The organism is Paenibacillus rhizosphaerae (assembly GCF_014192015.1).
Taxonomy (GTDB): domain Bacteria; phylum Bacillota; class Bacilli; order Paenibacillales; family Paenibacillaceae; genus Paenibacillus_AQ; species Paenibacillus_AQ rhizosphaerae.
The window spans coordinates 938,221-961,243 of sequence record NZ_JACHXJ010000002.1; the positions used below are offsets into that span (position 1 = coordinate 938,221).

Sequence of the window (23,023 nt, forward strand, 5' to 3'; positions counted from 1 at the left end):
CAAACACTTATTGCCCAGCCGGGCCAACTGCATACGCCCTATATGTCCGCTGAATCGGGCGCACGACGATGAAGTATGGAAATCTTAAGTACTGACGGATGAAAGGAGCGGGATCCAAGTGGAACAAGAAGTGGTGATCTTCAATGCCTCCCTGCCGCTACAATCGGAGGAGACGCTGTACACGCTGGTCATCAGCGGCGGAAAGTGGACGTCGGTGACGGCCCAAACCGGTAAAGTGGAGGATTATGAAGCGGTGTGCCTGGACAAATGGAACGGATCCACCGCGGATAGGCGGCTGCAGCTCGACGCTAAGGGGAAAATCGTTCTGCCGGGTTTCGTGGATGCCCATATGCATCTGGATAAAGCATTTTCACTTCCGCAGGTCGGGAATGTCTCGGGCACGCTTGGTGAAGCGGTCGTCAATTATGCCGCGGCCGCCGCGAAGTTTTCCAAGGAGGAGATCAAAGCTCGCATTATACGCTCGGCGCTACAGTCCATTTCTTACGGCACGGTGGTACTGCGCAGTCATCTGGATTTTCACGTCAAGCAGGGAAAAGACGTCGCGATGCGCACCATCGAAGCGGCGCTCGAAGTGAAAGAGGAGCTGCAGCCGTATGCCGAGCTGCAGCTGTTCCCGCTGCTCCCTTATTTTGAGCTCAGCGAAGCGGCGCTGGACACGGCCAAGGAATCGGTTGTGATGGGCGTGACGGGATTGGGCGGCGCCCCGCATCTTTCTCCCAATCCGGAACCCGACATCGACAGGCTGTTCGCCTTGGCTGATAAGCTGGGCTGTCCAGTGGATCTGCATACGGACGAGAGCGACGATCCGAACCAGCGGACGGCGGTCCATATCGCCCGGCGCACGCTGGAATACGGCTGGAGCGGAAAGGTCACGGCAGGGCACTTATGCTCCCTGGCTGCCATGAAAGACGAAGATGCCGCCATGATTATTGGGCTAATGGCCGAGGCAGGCATGGGCGCCGTTACTCTTCCCGGCGCGAATCTGTACCTGCAGGGCCGACATGACGCCTTCCCGGTACGCAGGGGGGTCACCCGAGTCAAGGAGCTGCTGTCGGCCGGCATTCCGCTGGCGGCGGCTTCCGACAACATACACGACCCGTTTCATCCGTTCGGGAAGGGGGACCTGCTGCTGATTGGCCTGGTTACCGCCTATGCCGCCCATATGGGCAGTCCTTCCGAGATGCGTGAAGTGCTGCGGATGATCACGGAGTACCCGGCCAGGGTAACGGGGGCGGACGGATACGGCATCCTGCCGGGAAACCCGGCCCACTTTGTGGTGCTTGACGCCAGGACGCCGGAAGAGCTGCTGACCATGCTGCCGGAACGCCGCTGGGTATGGCGCGGGGGCACTTGCCTGAAAGCAGCCTCAGCGAAAGAGAAATGGAGCTCCGCATGGCTGCAGGACTATTGGGAAGACGCGTGCGAACGAATCGACTTTGTCCCGAAACGGGCGATCACGCTATGATTCGTCCGTTTGAGTGCATGCTCCGTTTTCCATACTGCGATGAGGAGGTATTAGGATGAGCCGCATATTGGTGCTTTATTACAGCGCATACGGCCATGTCTTGGATATGGCGCAGGCGGCCGCTGATGGAGGGCGCAGGGCGGGCGCCGAGGTCCGCATCTGCCGCTTTCCCGAGCTGGAGTCGGAGCGCAACCGGACTCCTTATCAGGATAAGAACCGCACCGGGGAGCCTGGCGATCCTTCGCAGCTGAAGACCCGGTTTAAGATGGTTGACCGTTTCGTCAAATACGAAGAAACGATGCACCGGCAGCGGGACATTCCGGTGGCCACGAACGAAGATTTAAGATGGGCGGGCGGCATCGTTTGGGGATTTCCGACGTACTACGGCTCCATGCCCGCGCAGGTCAAACTGTTTCTGGAATTTGCGGGGGACCTGTGCGCCGACGGGAGCCTGGAAGGCAAACCGGCGGGCCTGCTGACGAGCGCCGGGTCGATCCATACCGGGCATGAAGCGAATGTGCTGACGTCGATGGTGCCGCTGTTTCATTTCGGCATGATCATGGTCGGACTGCCCTATTCCGAAAATCCGGAATACTTGACCGCCGATCCGATCGGCTGCTCTCCTTACGGAGCTTCCACATTGGCGGGTCCTGACAGCAGCCGCAAGCCGGATGAACGGGAACTGGTGATGGCCGGCCGGCTCGGACGGCGCGTGGCATTGTGCGCGGAGGCTCTGAAGGACCGGAGCTTTTTGACATAACCGGAAACGGCAGAGGGTGGAAACAAACCCCGGTATGAGTGGTAGTGTGGAAAAACGATGATGACCAATAGTCTAAGATCCACCTTTCTCAGCCCCCCATGAGGCATTTCATGAAAGTCCGGATGTATTCCGGGCTTTTTTGTGTCATGTAACATAACATATGCCATCATGCCTTTCGTAAAAGAACCCAAAAGAGTCGCGTTTTATTGTAATTGACCACAAAAACAGCGGATATCCATTGAGCGGCAATAGCATAGATGTTATTTATTATTACATAAAGAAATGGAGGAGGGCTGGAAATGAACACAGCACAGCAAACCGCAGCAAATCCGCACCCCGGAAGTCCCGGCACTCCCGAGCTTTTGGTCGGCATGGACCAGATCGGCAAGGTATACCCGAATGGAACCATTGCGGTTCAGCAGGTCAATCTGCGTGCGGGGGAGGGTGAGTTCCTTTGTTTTGTCGGACCGTCGGGATGCGGAAAATCGACGATGTTTAACATGATTGCCGGCTTGACCGAGCCGACGACCGGCCAGCTTTCGGTTCTAGGCACGACGCCGCGCGAAGCGCGGAAGCAGAACGAAATCGCTTTTGTGTTCCAGGAGCACACGCTTCTGCCCTGGGCGAAGCTTCTCGACAACGTGACGATGCCGCTGACCCTCCGGGGCGTTCCAAAAAAGGCACGCAACGAAGAAGGCGAACGCGTACTGGAATTGGTTGGGCTCAAGGATTACCGGAAAGTTCTGCCGAGACAGCTCTCGGGAGGCATGAAGATGCGGGCGTCGATCGCCCGAGCGCTTATTGCCCGGCTGAAGCTGCTGTTGATGGACGAACCGTTCGGGGCGCTGGATGAAATCACCCGCCAATCGCTGCAGGATGAACTGCTGGGCATTTGGCGCCAGGATCAGAAGATGACCGTGCTTTTTATTACCCATAACGTGTTCGAAGCGGTGTTTCTATCCACCCGGGTCGTCGTCATGACGCCGAGGCCGGGGAAGATTTCCGATATCGTACCGATTGAGGCGCCGTTCCCGCGTACGGATGAATTCCGGACCACGTCCGAGTTCGGCAAATATGTTCGCAGCATTACCGAGGTGCTGAATCACTGAGGCTCGCATAAGCCGGTTCTTGCTTACCCGGATAAGAGGAATTCTAAGGTCCATGGAAATATGTCATTTATGAAAGGGGTCGTTGAGGTCATGGAAAAAGCAGCAGTGAGCGCGGTTTCCGACGCGGCGAACCAGGCTTCGCCGGCCGCGCCTATGGTCAGGAGGAGTGTTGGCAGCGGGAGCCACGCCTGGGGGAAAATCGTGTCTCGGGTCGTACCGCCGCTGAGCGTCTTCGTCTTCGTCGTCTTTGTATGGGAAATGGTGCTGCGACTGACGGGCACCGCGGAGTACTTGCTGCCCAAGCCGTCCGATATCGTTCAAGCAGTGTCGCAGAACGGGCACAATCTGGTGGTGTCGGTGAGCACGACCATCATGGAGGCAGTCTTGGGATTTGCCCTTAGCGCCATTCTCGGCGTGGCCGTCGCCATTTTGCTTGCGCTGTCCAAAACGGTCGAGCGGAGCGTGTATCCTTACGCGATCATTTTGCAGACGATCCCGATCGTGGCGATTGCGCCCATCATCGTGATCTGGTTTGGGGCTGGCATGAACGCCATCGTTATCATCGCTTTCCTGATCAGTTTCTTTCCGATTTTATCCAATACGCTGATCGGGCTGAACTCGACCGAGCAGAACATGAAGAATCTGTTCTATCTGTACAACGCTACGAAGATGCAGACAATCTGGAGACTTAGACTCCCGGCAGCACTGCCGTACATTTTGGCCGGCTTCAAAATCTCCTGCTCCCTGTCGGTCGTCGGGGCCATCGTCGGTGAGTACATCGCGGGCATCGGCGGACTGAACGGCGGGCTCGGTTACGCAATTACGGTCGCGGCGACCCGGATGCAGACGGCGTATTTGTTCGCCTGCGGCTTGTCGGCCGCCGTGGTCGGCATCGTTTTTTTCCTGCTGATCAATGCCTTGTCGAACCGGCTTCTGCGTTCCTGGCATGACTCGGCCATCGCCGGCTAGCCGCATCCGTCAAGCCGAACTGCAAACTTGTAACAAAGGAGGGAAGCTTCCATGCACAAACTGGGGAATCGGAAAAATTACTGGAACGTTTCGAAGGACCTGGCCGATTTGTCCAGGAGCGATCCCAAACCGCTTCTCACCGTGACCCTGCCGGCTCTTCCGCAGCGGATCACCCTCGATCTTGCCAAAACCGCCGTTGTCGTCATTGATATGCAGAACGATTTTTGCAGCCCGGGCGGGTGGCTGGACTCTATCGGAGTAAATACTGCTCCGCTGACGGCTCCCGTCCAGCCGCTTCAGCGGCTGCTACCGGCCCTTCGCGAACAGGGGGTTCCGGTGCTGTGGGTCAACTGGGGTAACCGGGAGGACCGGATGAATTTAAGCCCTTCGGTGCTCCACGTATATAATCCGGACGGTGTCAGTCATGGGATCGGCAGCCCGCTGCCGGGTACAGGCTCCAAGGTACTGGAACAGGGGAGCTGGGGCGCGGCGCTGATTGATCGGCTGGTACCGGAGCCCGGGGATATGCGGGTGGACAAATACCGGATCAGCGGTTTTTGGGATACGCCGCTGGACAGCATCCTCCGCAATTTGGACGTGAAAACGCTGCTGTTTGCCGGCGTCAATCTCGACCAGTGCGTGATGCATACACTTCAGGATGCCGTATGCCTCGGTTACGACGCCATTCTGCTGGAAGACTGCTGCGCGACAAGTTCTCCGGCTTATTGCGCGGAGGCGGCCTTATACAATATCAAGCAGTGCTATGGCTTTGTTGCCGGATCCGAGGATCTGCTGCAGGCCTGCACACTAAAAGAAAGGGATGAAGTGGTATGATCGAAGGTCTGGTTCTGGGTCATTTCGAGCAATGTGAGGTACGCAAAATTTCGAGCAAGGATTCCAACAAGTTTGTCATGCTGTGCGACGGGACGCAGGTGCCGTTCGTGTCCGTTGTGGAAATTTTCGATGCCGGAGGGCAGACGCCGCCGAACGAGCATAGCGGGGCGCATGAGTACTTTTACGTGCTGGCCGGAGGAGGCATTGCCGTCGTAGGCGATATGGAAACAGGGATTCGCACGGGATCGTTCTTCGTGGTTCCGCCCGGCAACAACCATCAGGTCAAAAATACCGGTGAAGGCAGGCTCTATGTTCTGACGACCATGGTGCCTGACGAGAAGTTTTCCGATTTGATCAAATCAGGTCCGGCGGCAAGCCTGGACGAGGAGGATTTGGCGGTGCTGCGCGGAGCAGCTCTCCCGGGAGCGTTCACTCCCGCGAACTCATAACGATTGGAGGAACTCGTATGCAGCCAGTTTGCACGCCGTGGATTCGGGAAGGAACGATGGCGGAACATGCGAAGGCCGGTCCCCTTCAAGGGCTCACGTTTGCCGTCAAGGACGTATTTGCCGTCGCCGACCATACCAATACCGCAGGCAATCCCGATTGGCTTCGAACGCATCTTCCTGCCGTGAAGCATGCAGCCGCCGTGGAGCGGCTGCTCGGCAGCGGAGCGAAGCTTCGCGGAATGACTCACACCGATGAGCTGATGTTCAGCCTGAACGGGGAAAACGTACATTACGGCACGCCGCCGAATCCGAACGCCCCGGGACATATCCCCGGCGGCTCCTCGAGCGGCTCGGCGTCCGCCGTCGCCTCCGGGGAAGTGGACGTTGCCCTTGGTACGGATACCGCCGGCTCGGTACGGATTCCCTCCTCCTTTTGCGGCATCTGCGGATTTCGCCCGACGCACGGCGGCGTATCCATGGACGGCGTCATCCCGCTGGCCCCGGCCTTTGACACGGTCGGCTGGATGGCTCGACGGGCAAGCACCTTGCTGCAGGCCGGCCGCGTGCTTCTCGAGGAACCGCTCGATGCCGGCGGGGGATTCACTCGAATGCTGCTGCCGGCTGAAGCGTGGGCAGCTGCCGAGCCCAGCTGCGCCGAGTCGCTCCGCGGTGTGCTTGAAGCGGCCGGACCGCTTGGCGGGCTCGAACCCATTCGTTTAACGGAGGGGGGGCTTGCAGAGTGGGCCGGCATTTTCCGAACGGTGCAAGGCTATGAAATTTGGTCCGCCCATGGCGAATGGATCATGGAGCATCAACCGCGATTCGGTCCCGGCATCGCCGAAAGATTTGCTTGGACCGCCACGGTGGCCGAGGGGGCGTTCTGGGCAGCGAGCCAGCGGCAGCAAGCGATTGCTGCCCAGCTTGCGTCTCTTCTCGGAAGCGAAGGCGTGCTCGTCATCCCGACCGCGCCCTGCGGAGCCCCCAAAATCGGGCTTCCCGGCGAGGAAATTGAAATGACGCGCACGCGGATCATGCAGCTGTCCTGCATTGCCGGTCTGGGCGGGCTGCCGCAGGTCACGCTGCCGCTGGCGAAGGCGGGCGGCTTGCCGGTCGGGCTGTCGCTCATTGCCGGCAGGGGGCAGGACCTAAAGCTGCTGCGATGGGCAGCGGACATCGAAGCTTCGATGCAGCCCGCGGCTGCAGCCATGATCAACCCAATCCAATAGCAAAGGAACATGCCCTATGTTTATGCGATACGAAGGTGCGGCCTGGGAGGAGAGGTTCCTTCCGCGGCTGACCAGCAAGCAGGTCAAGGAGCTTCCCAAGGAGCGCACGCTGGTCATTCTGCCGGTCGGCGCGATTGAACAGCATGGACCGCATCTGCCTGTCATGACCGATACGCTGATCGGGGAGGCTTCGCTGACCCTGGCGCTCGAAAAGCTGAACCCCGATGCCCGGGTATGGCTGCTGCCGCCGGTTTCCTACGGCAAAAGCAACGAGCATCTCGGTCTGCCGGGAACCATTTCACTGTCGGCGGCGACCCTGCAGGGAGTGATTTTGGATATCGCCGAAAGCCTGAGGCTGAGCGGTTTCCATAAGCTGCTGCTGTTTAATACGCACGGCGGCAATACCGACTTGCTGAACGTGGTGTCCCGGGAAATCCGCATTCGTCACGATATGCTCGTCTTTTATTTATCCCCCTCCTCCCTGGGAGGTGCGGAGGATCTCATGACACCCGAAGAACTGGAATACGGCATTCATGGCGGGGATTATGAAACGTCGATCGTCAAGGCCATCAAGCCGGGTTGGGTGCAGGATCAGTGGCTTGTCTCGGAGACGCCGTCCATGTCCGGGCAGAAATTTTTGACGCTTGAGGGGAAGATCCGCTTCGCCTGGCGGATGGCGGACATTTCCGACAGCGGCATATGCGGCGATGCGACCCAGGCGACGGCAGCCAAGGGCAGCATCATTCAAGAGCGGGTCACCGACATCCTGGCGGAGGCGTTCCGGGAGCTGAGCGAATTCGAGTTCGGCGATATCCGGGCCAAGGCGGAAGAGGTGGCCGAGCGATGAGGCTGGTAACCCTTGCGGAAAGCGGTCAGGGCAGCGCGGGTATCGTCACTGGCGACCGGGTCATCCCATTAACGGGGGTCAACGAATCGCTTGGAACGACGTGGCCGACGACCGTATTGGGGCTGCTGCGAACCGGCGAGGCGGCCGCACTGTCCGGATGGCTCCGGGAACGGGGGGGAGAGGTGCTGTCCGGCATTCCTTCCATTCCGCTGGAGCAGGCACAGCTCGGCCCTTTGTATCACGGAGCGGTCAATGTCTGGGGCGTTGGCGCGAATTTCCGGGAGAAGGCGGCAAATATGGCTGTCGTGCCGCCGGAGATGGAGCCTATTTGCTTCCTGAAGCCGGCTAGCACGATGATCGGTCCGGGCCAAGCCATTCTGCTCCCCGATGGGGCCGGACGCATTACCGCCGAGGCGGAGATCGGCCTGGTAATCGGAAGAACCTGCAAGCACGTCAGCCCAGAAGAGGCGCCGCACGTCATTGCCGGCATCGTTTTGACACTGGATATGACCGCTCAGGACGTCCATGCCCGCAACCCGCGTTTTCTCGGCCGCTCGAAAAGCTATGACACCTTCTTCAGCTTCGGGCCGGAGCTAGTGGGCATGGACGAAATCGGGGACTTGGATGCACTGGATGTACAGACCGTGCTTAACGGATCGGTCCGGTACAGAAGCTGCGTATCCGACATGATCTATTCCCCTTGGTTGATTCTCTCCTATTTCTCGCGGATGATGACCCTTTATCCGGGCGATATCATCATGACCGGGACCCCAGGATCGGTGGACATCCAGGAAGGGGATACGGCCGAATGCCGGGTCGGCACCCTGATTCCCCTTCGGAATCCGGTCGTTCAGGAACGAATCCGCACCATTTTATGAAATCGAAAGGATGTCCTCACGGAATGCCCTTCTATGTTGAGTAAGCCGTGAATACAAAGAAAGTACGAATCCAAAGAAAGCGGGTGGTCCCTCATGTCAATGGTATGGAAGCCTGGAATATCCGAAGCATTCAGCGCGCTGAAGCTGCTTACCGACGAAACGGCGGTCGAAAAGCTGTCGAAGGATTTTTATTGGTATTCCCCCGTGCTGAGCGGAAAACTGAAGGACAAAAAAGCGGATGCCGTTCTCGTACCGACCACGGTCGATGAAATCCGTGAAGCGCTGCGCATTGCTTACCGGCATCGGATTCCCGTTACTGTCCGCGGAGCGGGAACCGGGAACTACGGACAGGCGATTCCGCTCGAAGGCGGCCTGGTGCTTGATCTGAGCGGGATGAATGAATTGCTGGAGATCGGCAGCGGTTATGCCCGCGTCCAGTGCGGCGTCAAGCTCGGCGTGTTGGAGAAGACGGCCCGAGAGCAGGGACAGGAACTGCGGATCTATCCGAGCACCTTCGCCAAGGCTACGGTCGGCGGGTTCGTATGCGGTGGCTCGGGAGGTGTCGGTTCAGTCACCTGGGGCGACCTGTGGGACGGTAACGTGCTGGAAGCGACCGTCCTGACGATGGAAGAAGACCCGCAGGTCCTTCAAGTTCATGGTGAGGATCTCAAGGACTACATTCATAACTACGGAACGACGGGCATTGTCACCGAGGTAGTCATTCCTTTGGCACCCCGGACCGAGTGGGCACAAGCGGTGGTAAATTTCGAGCGTTTTGAAGATGCGGTTCGATTCGGGGAAGCACTGGCGGAGGAAGCAGCGATCCCCAAACGGCTGATCACGCCGATGGAGTGGCCGATTCCCTCCTTCTTCAAGCCGCTCGAAAAAGTGATCGCCCAGGGCAAATCGGTGGTTTTTGCCGAAATCGCCGGGCGTGCTGCCGAAGCGCTGCCGGCGCTTGCCGCAGATTTCGGCGGGGAAATCGGCTATGTCATTGATCCCGAGAAATACCGCAAATCGATCGGACTGTCCGATTTTACCTGGAACCATACGACGCTCTGGGCGCTGAAGCGCGATCCAGCCTATACCTACCTGCAAGCGGGGTTCAAGCGAGAATGCTATTTGGAGCAGATCCGGATGCTGAAATCGATGTTCGGGGATGAGATGCTGCTGCATTTTGAATGGATCCGCTCCAGGGGCAAGCTCCAGCCGAACGGCCTGCCCGTCGTCCGCTACAGCACGGAGGAGCGGTTATATCATATCATTGACACCTGCCGGTCCATCGGCGTGGAAATTTATGATCCCCATACCTGGCTGTTGGACAATGGAGGACGCGGGGCTATACCCGGCATGCAGGAACGTAAAAGGCATAACGATCCGCTCGGCCTCCTGAACCCGGGGAAAATGGGCTGAGCAGCCGGGCAATGCGAAGGAAGAGTTGAGTTCGGGAGAAGCGGCATCCGTGCGGGCATCTCCGGGACTTTCCATACAAGAAGGGGGAAGCGCCTTTGACAACGACGATCATACGCAATGCTGTCATCATGACGATGAATCCGGCCGACGAAATTATCCATGGCGATGTTCGGATTGAGGACAACCGCATTACTCATATCGGACCCGGTGGGCCAAGCGAAGCCGACCGGGTGATCGAAGCCGGGGGCAAAGTACTGCTGCCCGGCTTTGTGCAAACACACATCCATTTATGCCAGACACTCTTCCGCGGACGGGCCGACGACCTGGAGCTGATTGATTGGCTGAAACAAAAAATCTGGCCGCTCGAAGCCGCGCATGACGAGGAGTCACTGTATTTTTCGGCGCTGCTTGGCCTTGGGGAACTAATCAGCAGCGGGACGACGACCATTCTCGATATGGAGACCGTGCACCATACCTCTATGGCCTTTCGGGCGATTGAGGAAAGCGGCATTCGGGCATTTTCCGGCAAAGTGATGATGGATCACGGGGATGAGGTGCCCCGGGCGCTGCAGGAGGACACGGACCGTTCCCTTCGGGAAAGCGTCGAATTGCTGCAGGAATGGGATGGAGCTGCCGGAGGGCGGATCCGTTATGCGTTCTGTCCGCGTTTTGTCGTCTCCTGCACCGAGCGCCTGCTGACCGAAGTCCGGGATTTGGCGGAGCATTACGGTGTTCTGGTGCACACACACGCTTCGGAAAACCGGGGTGAGATTGCCATGGTAGAGGCCGAGCGAGGAATGCGAAACGTGGTTTATCTGGATCACATCGGCCTGGCCCGACCGAATCTTGTGCTCGCGCACAGCATCTGGCTCGATGATGAGGAAAAGCGGATCATCCGCGAGCGCGGCGTCAAAGTCACCCACTGCCCGGGGTCCAACTTGAAGCTGGCATCCGGGATCGCAGAAGTGCCGGAATTGATGCGAAGCGGCGTCCCGGTCGGCCTCGGCGCGGACGGGGCCCCATGCAACAACAACCTTGACATGTTCCAGGAAATGCGGTTATCCGCATACATGCAGAAGGTGGGGCACGGTCCAACGGTTATGAATGCGAGGACGGTGTTGCGGATGGCCACGATCGGCGGAGCGGAAGTGCTTGGCATGGAACGGGAGATCGGAAGTATTGAGACGGGAAAGCTTGCGGACCTGATTTTGCTGGACCTGGAAGATTATCATGTCTATCCCTCCTTTGACGCGGATTGGTTCTCACGGGTCGTCTACGCCGCCACCCGCGGGAATGTCGAAATGGCGATGATCGACGGTCATGTGGTGATGGAAGGCAGGCAGGTACTGACCCTGGATAAACCTCGTGTACTCAACGGAGCGAACCGGGCCTTGCAAAAGCTGCTCCGGAGATTGTAATCCATTCTCAGGGAACAGGATCGCCGCATTTTTAGGAAAATGCATGTAAGGAGGGGTTCGGATGGAAACGGAAAACATTCTCCGGTATGTGCAGAATGAAGGGGCGCCGGCTGTACTCGCGACCCTGGTATCGGTGCGCGGCCATGCTTACCGCAAGCCCGGTGCCATGCTGCTCTTGGCCGCGGACGGACACCGCATCGGCAGCATCAGCCCCGGCTGCCTGGAAGCGGATATTTCTGCAAGGGTGCCGCGGATTCTGGAGCGCGGCCGGTTGGAGTGGGTGAGCTATAATACCGAGCCTGGCACCGACCCGATCTGGGGAGAGGATATGGGGTGCGGGGGTGAGCTGGGCATATTGCTGGAACCGGTTGAAGGCCGTCTTCTCGCGATCCTTCGGGAAGCCGCCCAAACCGTCCTTCGGGGGAAAGCCGCCTGGCTTGTTCGGGAGCTCCGGCCGGATCAAGAGATGGATTACCGGTTGGAGGATGACGGCCCCATCAAGGATTCGGTTGCAGGGCGTGGAGCATTCATCTTTGCGGCCCGGCTCGATCCGAGCCGCCGGCTTATCATTTTCGGCGCTGGGGAGGAAGCGGCGGCGCTCGAGGCGATGGCACGCCCGATCGGATTTGCGACGGCGGTGGCCGATTGGCGCGAGGATTGGTGCAGCAAGGAGAGGTTCCCACTTGCGCGAACGGTTGTCGGTGATGCCGGAAGGATCGCTGAGGAGCTGCGCATCGGCCGCAGCGATTATGTGGTCCTTGCCAGCCATCATTTGCGCCGTGACCGGGATATGCTGCGGCACCTTCTCCCGCTGCAGCCGGAGTACGTCGGCGTCATCGGCTCCGCGCGGAGGATCGGGCTGCTCTTTGGCGAGCTGCCGATCCCGGACTTTGTGGATGCTCCCGCGGGCCTCCCCATTGGGGCGGAAGGCGCCGCCGAAATCGCCGTCAGCATCGCGGCCCGGCTGGTGCAGTGGAGAAGCGGCGCTGAAGCGGCTGCCTGGGAAAGACGGCACGCATGAGCATCATAGGCGTATACTTGGCGGCGGGAAGCAGCCGGAGAATGGGCTGCCGCAAGCAAGCTTTGGAGCTTGCACCAGGCGTGCATCTGGCCGGCAGCGGCTTGGCGGCTCTTCGGGACAGCGGCGTGAACGGGTTGATCGTAGTGGTTCATCCCGAAGACCCGCTGGTGTGGCTGGACGCCGGCTTCCTCGCAGGCCAAGCGGACGGCCCTGGCCTTGTTGTTGCTGTCTGCCTGGAAGCGGATCAAGGGATGGCGCTCTCGCTGCAATGTGGCATCCGGGCTGCTTCCAATGAAGGTGCCGATGCAGTGCTCATCGCGTTGGCCGACCAGCCGTTCGTGACGTCGGCATGGCTCACACAGCTGATCGGCGTCTGGCGCTCTTCTCCCAGGCTGGATTATGTGATAAGTGAGGCGGGAGGGGAGACGATGCCGCCTGCGGTGCTGTCGGCAACGATGTTTGAGGTGGCATCCGGGCTGAAAGGGGATCAGGGGGCGAAGCGCCTCCTGGATTCTTCGCGTTTTCATGGAGTCCGCTTGGCCTCTGCCGATCCATGGCTTGCACTGGATATCGATACGCCGGAAGAGTGGAGGGAGGCGAAACGAATGTGGACGCTTTGGCCGGATCGGGCTATCCTTGGGTGTAAGAGATACTGACATCTTATTTGATGAATCATGTCCGATTTGGCATCGGGCACAACGAGATTGAATCGGATTGTGCATGTTGCCTAAATTGAAGTTAAGTTTATTTACACAAACATGGTTGCGGCGTATAGTGTGTAAAACCAACCAATGAATTCCATAAAACACCAGGATGCATTCAAGAGACTGCAAAAGGAGAGATGGCCATGGATGCTATCTTCAATCCGGTGGGAGATGCACCGAATGTATGGCATCCGGCAGATGCCCGTGAAGCCTATTTGCTGAAACGCCGGCTTGGGCGGCAGGCAGTCTATGTAGCGGGCGGCACGCTTCTACGTACGGAATGGGAGGCGGGTTCACGGAGCGTTTCACCGCATTGGATCGATCTTCAGCGAGCGGCTGGCATGGGGGAGGTGTTCATGCAGACCGGCGGATTGTGCATCGGTTCCCAGGTGACCCTCGGAACATGCCGGAAGCATCCGACCCTAACCAGCCTTTATCCTTTGGTGGGGAAAGCCATCCGCTGCACGGCTGCGCCGTCTGTCCGAAACGTGGCGACGCTTGGAGGCAATGTATGCTCCGGTGTGGGGGATGTGCTGCCTTCGCTGCTGCTCTACGACGCGGAGTTGGTATGGCAGAACGAACAGGGCCGCGAGGCGCCGCTGCCTTTAAGGGAATGGCTGGAGCTTCGTGCCGCCGGTGCCTTGGACCCTGACCGGATTCTGCTGGCGATCCGGCTTCCAGAAAGGGCTGATGAGAGCGGGATCCGTCAGGCGTCGGGCGGCGATGACGCCCTGCCTTCGCTGCTGCGGATCGAAGTCTACCACAAAGTAGGGAGACGTGAAGCCTTCTCCCCGTCGCTCGTTACGACCGCAGTGTCTGCGGAAATCGATGCTGCCGGCTGTTTCCGGCAGGTGAAGATCGCGGCAGGCGGTGGGAAAGCAATGCCTGCCCGCCTTGGCGCTCTTGAAGCATGGCTAGTTGGGAGCAAGGCTGACCTGAGCCGGCTTCCGGACGTTTATGAACGGGTCATGGAAGAGTACCAGCCGGCTGGCGATATATTCGCCGGAGAATCCTACCGCCGCAAGACAGCGGCATCGCTGATCGCCGCAGATTTGTGGCAGCTGCTTCAACAGACTGCATCCGAAGGAGGGGGACGCTATGCTGAACCGATCCAGCAGCGGAACGCGCTGGAGGGTCCGTCCGGACGGCCAGGATAAAGTGACGGGGCAGCTCAAATATTTGACGGACATGAGCGCGCCGGCTATGCTGTACGGCCGGGTACTGCGTGCGGCTTATCCGCATGCGGCCATCCGGTCCGTGCGGACGGAACGGGCGTTGGCGCTGCCCGGCGTGGAGGCGGTCCTGACCTGGAAGGATGTGCCCGGGCTGAACCGTTTCGGCATTGCCCGCGCCGATCAGCCGGTCTTCTGCGAGGATCGGGTCCGGTATACCGGCGATGCCGTGGCGGCCGTCGCGGCAGCCACCCCGGAGATGGCCGAATATGCCCTTCGGCTGATCGAGGTGGATTACGAGCCGCTCCGGGTTCTTACCGATCCGGAGGAAGCATTGACCCCCGGGGTGCCCCAGCTGCATCCGGACGGCAACCGGCTTCACCGGAGCGAGTACCGCCGGGGAAATGTCGACGAGTCGTTCGGGGCTTGCGTTCATATCGTGGAGGCGACTTACCGGACGCCGCGTCAGATGCACACCTATATGGAAACGGAAGGCGGGCTGTTTGTTCCGGGTGAGGATGGGAGGCTTACCGTTTACTCCCCCACGCAGCACGGCCTGATGGACCGGCTGCAGCTGGCGCGGATTTTGGCGGTCCCGCCCGAGTCGATCCGGGTCGTGTCCAGCCCGATCGGGGGTTCCTTCGGCGGCAAGGACGAGCTGAACGTCCAGCCGTACGGGGCGCTCCTCGCCAAGGCGACGGGCAAGCCGGTGAAGATTCACCAATCCCGCATGGAATCGGTGCGGGCCGGCCTGAAGCGCCATCCGATGACCATCCGCATGAAAACCGGAGTGGATGCATCAGGACGCATCCTTGCCCATCAGGTCCGGGTTCTGGCCGATACGGGGCCATACGCCACACTGGGTGCGGAGGTGCTGAACTTTACGACGGAGCATGTCATCGGCTCTTATACCTTCGGCACCGTCGATGCCGTAAGCGACTCGGTGTTCACGAACAACGGCATGTCCGGCGAGTTCCGGGGATTCGGCGGCAACCAGGCGCTGTTTGCACTGGAGGGCCAAATGGACCGTCTCGCCGAGGTGCTCGGGATGGACCCATGGGAATTCCGCCGTATGAACCTGCTTCCGCCGGACGGGACCGGACCCTTCGGTCAGCCGATTTCGGTGACTGGCGGGGCACTCAAGGTATGGAATGCCTTGAAAGAGTCCGAGTTGTGGCAGGAACGGGAGCATCTCCCGGAGAGCGGTGACCGGCCGCCCTGGATTCAGACCGGTATCGGAGCTGCTTTCGTCATGCATGGCGCAGGCCTTGGTTATGGCATCCCCGACCCGTCGGGCGGCAGGCTTCGGCTCGCGCACGACGGGAAGGTTGAGGCTGCGTTCGGTTTCGAAGAATGCGGACAGGGGCTGCTCGCGACGCTGGAGCAAATGCTGGTCGAGATGTACGGTCTGGACGCTTCCGATCTCAGGCTCGTCATCGGGGATACCGATGCGGTGCCGGACAGCGGCTCCAGCACGGCATCCCGCGCGACCAGCATGATGTGGCAGGCGCTGAGGCGTATGCGGGAGCCTTTTACCGGCCGGCTGCTGGCCGCCGCTGCCGAAGCTGCGGGCGTGTCGGCGGAATGTCTTCAGGTTGGCACCGGAGGTGTTTACGACATTTACACGCGGAAGCGGGTGATGACGTACCAGGGACTGGCCGCCGTCGTGAAAGAGCCCATCCGTGCCGAAACGAGCTTTGCATACCCCGTGTCCCCTACTACGCGGATCGGAGCTCACTATTTATATTCCTATGCCTCGGTTTGTGTCAGGGTCGAGGTGAACCGGTTGACCGGGCGCATCCGGCTGCTTAACCAGTTCCACGCGGTGGCCGCAGGCCCGGTCATGAACCCTCAGGGATATCTCGGCCAAATCGAGGGGGGGAGCGGGATGGCGCTAGGCTTTACGCTGAGCGAGGATGCCGTCATGGAGGAGGGAATGTACAAGACAGGCAACCTCGATACCTATCTCATTCCGACCGCATCCGACTTGGCATGTTCCGTCGAAGTGCTGCCGATCGAAGATCTGCCGGAAGGTGACGAGCACGGACCTAGAGGAATCGGTGAGATCGGCTCCGTCGGGCTTGCCCCGGCCATCGCGGCTGCAGTCCGGCAGGCGACGGGAATTTGGCTGGAGAAACTTCCCGCAGATCCGGCCCTGCTGCAAGATGCATCCTTCCTTGGGAGAAAGGTGGAGACGGTATGAAATCCGAAACCGATCGCATCGGCCTGAAGCCGTGGACCTGTGAGATCAATGGCGGGCGGGTGTCGTTAAACGTATCGCCGTCCAGACGGCTCCTCGACGTTCTCCGCGACGATTTGGGCTTGACCGGAACGAAACGGTCGTGCGACATCGGGCGGTGCGGCGCCTGCATGGTGCATATGGACGGCGTGCCAGTCAACAGCTGCCTGGTTCCTGTGTATCAGGCGGAAGGCCGGTCCATTACGACGATCGAAGGCATCGGACGGGATGGACTCCATCCCGTGCAGCAGGCCTTTTTGGAGGAAGGGGGCTTTCAATGCGGTTACTGCACGCCGGGCATGATCATGACCGTCATTGCGCTGCTTGGTGAATATCCCGATCCCGAGCCGGAACAAGTGAAGGAGGCACTGTCCGGCAATCTGTGCCGGTGCACGGGATACGCGGCGATTCTGAGGTCGGTCCGGAGAGCATCGGAACGGATCATCGGGGAAGGGTGCGGTCCCGGAGGGAAGGGGGATGCATGCGTATGATCACGATCAACGAACTGAACGAAGGGACGGCCGAATCATTCGTCCGGCACTTGGGCGAGGTATTCGAGCATTCGCCCTGGGTGGCGGAGCAGGTTTGGGAGCTGCGGCCGTTCGCATCGGCTGCCGAGCTGCACACTCGCATGATGGAACAGGTCTACGCAGCACCTGAGTCCCGGGTGCTCGCTTTGCTCCGGGCGCACCCGGACCTTGCCACGCGACTGCAAGTCACAGAATATTCGGCTCAGGAGCAGCGGGGCGCGGGTTTGGATCAATTGAGCGGAGAGGAATACGAAGCCTTCGCATCCATGAATGCGAAGTATGTAAGCAAATTCGGTTTTCCTTTCATTAAGGCCGTGACCGGATGCACCAAAGATGACATCGCGCAAGCGATGCGACAAAGAATTGATCATGATCTGGAGCGTGAATGGTCGCAGGCGCTGCGCGAGATTGCCCGAATTACGCAATTCCGACTGGGGCGGATCTTCACGGATCGGAGCAACGAACAGAAAGGATGATCCAATTATGCTAAAACTAAACTCCGGACGCACGCTTTATTACGGAAAAGGTGACGTCCTGGTTTACAGGACTTACGCAGAGCCGCTGGAAGCGGCCCCTATACCGGAATCCCCCTTCGTCGGAGAGGACAATATTTTGTTCGCCCATAACATCCGTTTCGCGGTCAGCGGCGACGCACTGCTGCCTTCGTTCACCGACGGGGACAACGCGCAGCTGGTGGCCACCGATTCCATGAAAAATTTCATTTTGCGCCAAGCCGCAATCTTCAAAGGGGGGACGACGGAGGCGCTGCTGCATTTTCTGGCCATCCGGTTTATGGAGACTTACGGCCATATTGACGCCGTGCGGCTGTCGGCCCAACGGATTCCCTTTCTTCCGTTGCCGGTGCCGGGTCCGGGAGGGTTTCTGGATAACCGCCTTGTGTACCGGCGTTCCTACAATGACCATGCCTTTGCGGAGATGCAGTTCGCGCGCTGCGCCGAAGGGTACGATCTCAGCGAAGCGTGGAGCGGCCTGTCGGATTTGCAGCTGATCAAAGTTAGCGGCAGCTCGTTTTACGGCTTCATACGCGATGAATACACGACGCTCCCAGACGCCTATGACCGGCCGCTCTTTATATATCTCGATATCCGCTGGAGATATGACGACCCTCAGGATGCGATCCGTCCGGAGGCCGGCAAGCATGCGGCCGCCCAGCAGATCCGCGACATTGCCCAGAATGTCTTTTATGAATTCTCCACCCCTTCAATCCAGCATTTAATCTGGCTGATCGGGCAGCGGATTCTGATCCGGTTTCCGCAGCTGGCCGAGGTGCGGTTTGAAGCGAGCAACCGGACTTGGGAGACGGTCGTGGAACCGGCGGACGGATTGTCTTCCGGGGTCTTTACCGAGCCGCGCCCGCCATTCGGTTTTCAGGGCTTTTCGATGACGAGGGAAGATCTTCTTGCCGCACTGGAGCCGGCTGAAGGATCCGTGGGTCCCGTATGAGCGGGCGAATTTCGACCCATGTGCTCGATACGTCCCGCGCGGTGCCGGCGAGCGGCATTAAGGTAGAACTCCGGCTGCTGGGGCAGGATGCGGAAGGGGGGAGACTGCTGGCATCCGGTGTAACGGGGGCTGATGGGCGCGTGCCGCAGCCGTTGTGGAACGGTGATCTGGTACCCGGAGGCGAATACGAACTGACGTTTTGGGCGGGCGACTATTTCCGGGAACAGGCAGCGGCCGGCGGAATTCCGTTTCTGGACCTTGTTCCTGTCCGGTTCAAGGTGTCTAAGGATGATGATCATTACCATATTCCGCTGCTGCTGGCACCGGGAGGGTACAGCACATACCGTGGATGCTGATGGATAAGGGGGGCTGAGCATGGTGGCGCATGAAGAATGGATCATTCGCGGCGGAAACGTTGTGCTTGAGGACGAAGTGGCAAAGATGGATATCGCCATCCGCGGCGGGCGGATCACCGAAATCAATGACCGCATTTCCGGCACGTCCGCTACGCATATCGTGGAAGCGGACGGACGGATCGTCATGGCCGGCGTGGTGGATATGCATGTCCATCTCAACGAGCCGAATTTCGGACATTGGGAAGGATTTGAGACGGGCTCTGCCGCGCTTGCGGCCGGGGGCTGCACGACTTACGCGGATATGCCGCTGAACGGAAATCCGCCGACGGTTACGCAGGACGCGCTGCTGCAGAAAGAACGTTTGGCGCTGGGGCGGTCGGTGGTGGATTATGCCCTGTGGGGCGGACTGGTGCCGGGGCGAATGGACCAGCTGCGGGCGTTGGCCGAAGCCGGGGTCATAGCATTCAAGGCGTTTATGTCAAACCCCGGCGGGGAAGGGGAGGGCCGATTCCGCGAGGTCGGGGCGGACGAACTGAGGGAAGGAATGCGGCGCATCGCCAGTCTTGGGGGTCTGCTTGCGCTGCATGCCGAAAGTGATGAAATGACGTCGCGTCTGACCGCCAAGGCCTTTGCCGCAGGGCGGACCGATGCGGCGGCTTATGCGTTGACCCGCCCGGTCGAAGCCGAGCTCGAGGCGGTAGCCTCCGCGCTTTCCTTTGCGGAAGAGGCGGGCTGCCCTCTGCATTTCGTTCACATCAGCAGTCCCGAGGCGGTCGATCTGATTCAGGATGCCAAACGGCGCGGCCTTGATGTGACGCTGGAGACCTGCCCGCATTATCTGACTTTGAGCGAGGAAGATATGATCCGTATCGGGCCGGCGGCTAAATGTGCGCCGCCGCTACGTTCGGCCTCTCATATTGAAGGAATGTGGGAGCGTCTCAAGGCAGGCGCCATTGATTTCATCGCTTCCGACCACTCGCCCTGCCCGGAAACGATGAAGGCTGTGACCGAAGGCGGCGGCTTCTTCGGGGCATGGGGAGGCATTGCCGGTGCCCAGAGCACCCTGCTGCTGATGCTGGAGGAAGGTTGGATCAAGCGGGGAATTCCCCTTCCGCAGGTCTCGAAGTTGTTATCGGAACGTCCGGCCCGTAGATTTGGCCTTGGCCACCGCAAAGGTCAAATTCGGGTAGGAAACGATGCCGATTTGGTGCTGATCCAGCCTTCTTCACCGCACGCTTTGCGCAGAGAGGATCTGCTGCAGCGCCACCAACACAGCCCTTATATCGGCAGGGTTTTTACCTGCTCCGTAGCAGCGACATATTGCCGGGGCCGTCTGGTCTATACGGCGGAGGCAGGAATCGTCAGTCCGGGCGCCGGCCGGCGGCTGACTCCGCTGAAACCGCATGCTGCGGGCCGCAGCGGGGAGGTCGCGGCGCCATGAATATTGCCGCTGAGTCGGGCGCTTTTCCGGACATGATGCGTCTGCTGGAAGAACTGGGCCGGATCGGACGCGAACCCGGGGGAGGCGTTACCCGGCTGCTGTATACGCCGTCTTGGTGTGAAGCACAGCGGTTGCTGGCGGACCGCATGGCGGATGCAGGGCTGGAGGTGCGCTATGACCGGGCCGGGAATCTTTACGGCCGCCTGCCGGGCACCCGTCCCGATCTCCCCGTGGTTCTGACCGGCTCCCACGTGGACACCGTCCGCGTCGGCGGAAACTACGACGGAGCCGCCGGCATTGCGGCCGGTATCGCCGCGCTGTCCTATTTGAAGCGGCGGTTCGGGACGCCTGTCCGTACACTTGAAGTGGTTTCCTTCTGCGAGGAAGAAGGAAGTCGGTTCCCCTTAACGTATTGGGGCTCGGGCAGCATTGAAGGCCGCTACCGGATCGGCGATGGAACCGGCATTTACGACGCGGAAGGCGTATCACTGGATGAGGCTATGAAAGCGGCTGGCTTCGGACGCGGGGGTCAACCCGACTGCCGGCGGACGGACATTGGCGATTATGTCGAGCTGCACATCGAACAGGGCGTCGTGCTGGAGGCAGCCGGACGGCGAATCGGCGTGGTCGAATCGATCGTCGGACAGCGGCGATACGGGATCACGGTGACGGGCACCAGCAATCATGCGGGAACGACGCCGATGTCTTACCGTGCCGATGCGTTGGCAGGGGCTGCCGAAATGATCATCAAGGTGGAAGAAATGGCGTGGCAGGCCGGTCGCGGGTTGGTAGCGACCGTCGGGCGGATCGAAGCCTGGCCCAACACCCCGAACGTCGTTCCGGGCCAGGTTCGCTTCTCCCTGGATATCCGTCACACTGAGAGTTACATGCTAAACGAGTTCAGCGAGGCCGCTCTTGAGACATTCCGGGGGATAGCCGCCGTGAGAAAGCTGCGGATGGAGGCCGCCTGTTGGGTGAAGACAGAGCCTGTCCCGATGGATGGCGCCCTGGCGGGACGGATCGAGCGGCTGTGCATAGAGGCGAACCTGCCTTGCCTGCGCATGGTCAGCGGCGCGGGGCACGACGCCCAAATCATGGCCGCCGTCAGCCGCGCAGCTATGCTGTTCGTTCCGAGCCGGGGCGGGATCAGCCATGCCAAGGAGGAATATACGGAGCCGGCTCACCTATCGGAAGGAACGGCGGTTTTAACTGCCTGCCTGCATGAGCTTGCCTATACGACAGGAGTAGATGGATGATGAATTCGGTATCCGGGGAAAGCTGGAACGAACTTGTGCCCATTTCGCGGATTATTATGACGCCTGGACCGGTCGAAGTCGACCCGCGTGTGCTGCGGGCCATGTCCTATCCGATTCTTGGTCAATTTGATCCGGCGTTTACGGGATTGATGAATGAAACGATGGGGATGCTGCGCGAATTGTTTCGCACGGACAACCGTTGGGCGTATCCTGTCGACGGAACGTCGAGGTCCGGGATTGAGGCCGTGATGGCAAGCCTGATAGAGCCGGGGAACCGGGTGCTCGTCCCGATCTACGGGCGCTTCGGACACCTGCTGTACGAGATCGCCGAGCGGTGCGGCGGCAGGGTCATTGCGCAGGAGAAGCCGTGGGGCACGGTGTTCGATCCGGCCGAATTGATTGAAGCCATCGGCCGCGTTCAGCCGGATGTCGTCGCCTTGGTTCATGGGGAGACTTCTACGGGCCGGATGCAGCCGCTCGCCGGCATTGGCGAAGCCTGCCGACGCCACGGCGCGCTGCTGATTGTCGACGCCGTAGCGACCATTGGCGGAACGGCGGTCGAGACGGACGCCTGGCAGCTCGACGCCGTCATCGGCGGCACGCAAAAGTGCCTGTCCGTTCCTTCGGGCATGGCTCCGTTAACGTATAACGACCGCGCAGAGCGGAAAATTGTTGCCCGCAAACGCATTGAGCGGGGCCTGCGCAGCAATCCCCCTTTCGCCCTGCTGCAGGAGGCTTCGCCAGAGCCTAGTCTTATCCGAAGCAATTACCTGGATTTGGCCCAGCTGCAGGATTACTGGAGTCCCAAACGGCTGAACCATCATACGGAGATGACCTCCATGCTCTATGCGCTGCATGAGGGGCTTCGTCTTGTGCTGGCCGAGGGACTGGAGGCGCGGTTCAAGCGGCACCGCCTGCACGAATCCGCGTTGATGGCCGGGCTCACGTCAATGGGATTGTCCTTGTACGGTGATCCGCTGTCCAAGCTGCCGATGGTGACCTGCGTGCAGATCCCGGCGGGCGTGGACGGGGAAGCGGTCCGTGCCATGCTTCTGCATCAATTCGGGATCGAAATCGCCAGCTCCTTCGGACCGCTCGCAGGTCAGATTTGGCGGATCGGCACCATGGGGTACAGCTGCAGGCCAACGAATGTCCTGCACCTGCTGGGTGCGCTGGAGGCGGTATTGCTTCGGGCCGGCGTCAAGCTGCCGGCGGGTGAAGCGGTACAGGCCGCATTGAACGCGTATGAAGAATCGCGAGTGGATTAATCCGGCTTGAGCCAGGGGTCATCCGGGCGGGATGCTGAAATGGACAGAATGGAAAAATAGGGCTTACAGGGGTCGCCGGCATACTAGCATTAAAGCACAGCAGGTACAAGACCTCTGGTCAAAAGGGGATCTGGGCAGATATGGGCAAGGCTCAGGCACCATCCATCCGTTTGCCTTTCGACT

Annotated in this window: 22 protein-coding genes; all 22 read left to right on the forward strand. The window is 59.9% G+C overall.

The annotated features are described in order from the left end of the window. Positions 1-118 precede the first annotated feature (118 nt). The 22 genes from FHS19_RS12925 to FHS19_RS13030 all read left to right on the forward strand — a co-directional run bounded on the left by FHS19_RS12925 (position 119) and on the right by FHS19_RS13030 (position 22,840). Positions 119-1,486: an amidohydrolase family protein gene (locus FHS19_RS12925; protein ID WP_183582209.1), complete on the forward strand. Its 1,368-nt coding sequence runs from the start codon at positions 119-121 to the stop codon at positions 1,484-1,486. 55 nt (positions 1,487-1,541) lie between these two features. Continuing rightward, positions 1,542-2,246 carry an NAD(P)H-dependent oxidoreductase gene (locus FHS19_RS12930; protein ID WP_183582210.1) on the forward strand — a complete coding sequence of 235 codons (705 nt, stop codon included), beginning with the start codon at positions 1,542-1,544 and terminating at the stop codon, positions 2,244-2,246. A gap of 299 nt (positions 2,247-2,545) precedes the next feature. Next, positions 2,546-3,355, forward strand: coding sequence for an ABC transporter ATP-binding protein (locus FHS19_RS12935; RefSeq protein WP_183582211.1), 810 nt, complete (start codon positions 2,546-2,548; stop codon positions 3,353-3,355). Positions 3,356-3,445: 90 nt separating this feature from the next. Beyond that, a complete protein-coding gene (locus FHS19_RS12940; RefSeq protein WP_183582212.1) occupies positions 3,446-4,324 on the forward strand; it encodes an ABC transporter permease in 879 nt (292 codons plus the stop codon). 51 nt (positions 4,325-4,375) lie between these two features. After that, positions 4,376-5,158, forward strand: coding sequence for a cysteine hydrolase family protein (locus FHS19_RS12945; protein WP_183582213.1), 783 nt, complete (start codon positions 4,376-4,378; stop codon positions 5,156-5,158). Beyond that, a complete protein-coding gene (locus FHS19_RS12950) occupies positions 5,155-5,607 on the forward strand; it encodes a cupin domain-containing protein (RefSeq protein WP_183582214.1) in 453 nt (150 codons plus the stop codon). Before FHS19_RS12945 ends, FHS19_RS12950 begins: the two co-directional genes overlap by 4 nt. Before the next feature lie 17 nt (positions 5,608-5,624). Next, entirely contained in the window at positions 5,625-6,833 is a 1,209-nt protein-coding gene (locus tag FHS19_RS12955) for an amidase (protein WP_183582215.1), read from the forward strand. Positions 6,834-6,849: 16 nt separating this feature from the next. After that, entirely contained in the window at positions 6,850-7,680 is an 831-nt protein-coding gene (locus FHS19_RS12960; RefSeq protein ID WP_183582216.1) for a creatininase family protein, read from the forward strand. Then, positions 7,677-8,558, forward strand: coding sequence for a fumarylacetoacetate hydrolase family protein (locus FHS19_RS12965; RefSeq protein ID WP_183582217.1), 882 nt, complete (start codon positions 7,677-7,679; stop codon positions 8,556-8,558). Before FHS19_RS12960 ends, FHS19_RS12965 begins: the two co-directional genes overlap by 4 nt. 93 nt (positions 8,559-8,651) lie before the next feature. Then, positions 8,652-9,971: an FAD-binding oxidoreductase gene (locus FHS19_RS12970; RefSeq protein WP_183582218.1), complete on the forward strand. Its 1,320-nt coding sequence runs from the start codon at positions 8,652-8,654 to the stop codon at positions 9,969-9,971. 95 nt (positions 9,972-10,066) lie between these two features. Beyond that, a complete protein-coding gene (locus FHS19_RS12975) occupies positions 10,067-11,389 on the forward strand; it encodes a 5'-deoxyadenosine deaminase (RefSeq protein WP_183582219.1) in 1,323 nt (440 codons plus the stop codon). A 61-nt stretch (positions 11,390-11,450) separates the two neighbouring features. Further along, on the forward strand, positions 11,451-12,410 hold the full coding sequence (locus FHS19_RS12980) for an XdhC family protein (protein WP_183582220.1): 960 nt from the start codon (positions 11,451-11,453) through the stop codon (positions 12,408-12,410). Then, positions 12,407-13,066, forward strand: coding sequence for a nucleotidyltransferase family protein (locus tag FHS19_RS12985; protein WP_183582221.1), 660 nt, complete (start codon positions 12,407-12,409; stop codon positions 13,064-13,066). The genes FHS19_RS12980 and FHS19_RS12985 overlap by 4 nt, the downstream gene beginning before the upstream one ends. Positions 13,067-13,257: 191 nt before the next feature. Then, positions 13,258-14,271 carry an FAD binding domain-containing protein gene (locus tag FHS19_RS12990; protein ID WP_183582222.1) on the forward strand — a complete coding sequence of 338 codons (1,014 nt, stop codon included), beginning with the start codon at positions 13,258-13,260 and terminating at the stop codon, positions 14,269-14,271. Continuing rightward, positions 14,213-16,489 (forward strand): xanthine dehydrogenase subunit D, encoded by a 2,277-nt coding sequence (pucD, locus tag FHS19_RS12995; RefSeq protein ID WP_183582223.1) that lies wholly within the window; start codon positions 14,213-14,215, stop codon positions 16,487-16,489. Before FHS19_RS12990 ends, pucD begins: the two co-directional genes overlap by 59 nt. Continuing rightward, entirely contained in the window at positions 16,486-17,016 is a 531-nt protein-coding gene (locus FHS19_RS13000; protein ID WP_183582224.1) for a (2Fe-2S)-binding protein, read from the forward strand. Before pucD ends, FHS19_RS13000 begins: the two co-directional genes overlap by 4 nt. Beyond that, on the forward strand, positions 17,013-17,531 hold the full coding sequence (gene uraD, locus FHS19_RS13005) for a 2-oxo-4-hydroxy-4-carboxy-5-ureidoimidazoline decarboxylase (protein WP_246426556.1): 519 nt from the start codon (positions 17,013-17,015) through the stop codon (positions 17,529-17,531). The genes FHS19_RS13000 and uraD overlap by 4 nt, the downstream gene beginning before the upstream one ends. A gap of 7 nt (positions 17,532-17,538) precedes the next feature. After that, positions 17,539-18,519, forward strand: coding sequence for a factor-independent urate hydroxylase (gene pucL / locus FHS19_RS13010; protein ID WP_183582226.1), 981 nt, complete (start codon positions 17,539-17,541; stop codon positions 18,517-18,519). Continuing rightward, the gene (gene uraH, locus FHS19_RS13015) at positions 18,516-18,875 is read left to right on the forward strand and encodes a hydroxyisourate hydrolase (RefSeq protein ID WP_183582227.1); all 360 of its coding nucleotides are present in this window, start codon (positions 18,516-18,518) and stop codon (positions 18,873-18,875) included. The genes pucL and uraH overlap by 4 nt, the downstream gene beginning before the upstream one ends. 19 nt (positions 18,876-18,894) lie before the next feature. After that, positions 18,895-20,316: an allantoinase AllB gene (allB, locus tag FHS19_RS13020; RefSeq protein ID WP_183582228.1), complete on the forward strand. Its 1,422-nt coding sequence runs from the start codon at positions 18,895-18,897 to the stop codon at positions 20,314-20,316. Continuing rightward, on the forward strand, positions 20,313-21,572 hold the full coding sequence (locus FHS19_RS13025) for a Zn-dependent hydrolase (RefSeq protein ID WP_183582229.1): 1,260 nt from the start codon (positions 20,313-20,315) through the stop codon (positions 21,570-21,572). The genes allB and FHS19_RS13025 overlap by 4 nt, the downstream gene beginning before the upstream one ends. After that, entirely contained in the window at positions 21,569-22,840 is a 1,272-nt protein-coding gene (locus FHS19_RS13030; protein WP_376771873.1) for a (S)-ureidoglycine--glyoxylate transaminase, read from the forward strand. The genes FHS19_RS13025 and FHS19_RS13030 overlap by 4 nt, the downstream gene beginning before the upstream one ends. The last annotated feature ends 183 nt before the right edge of the window (positions 22,841-23,023 follow it).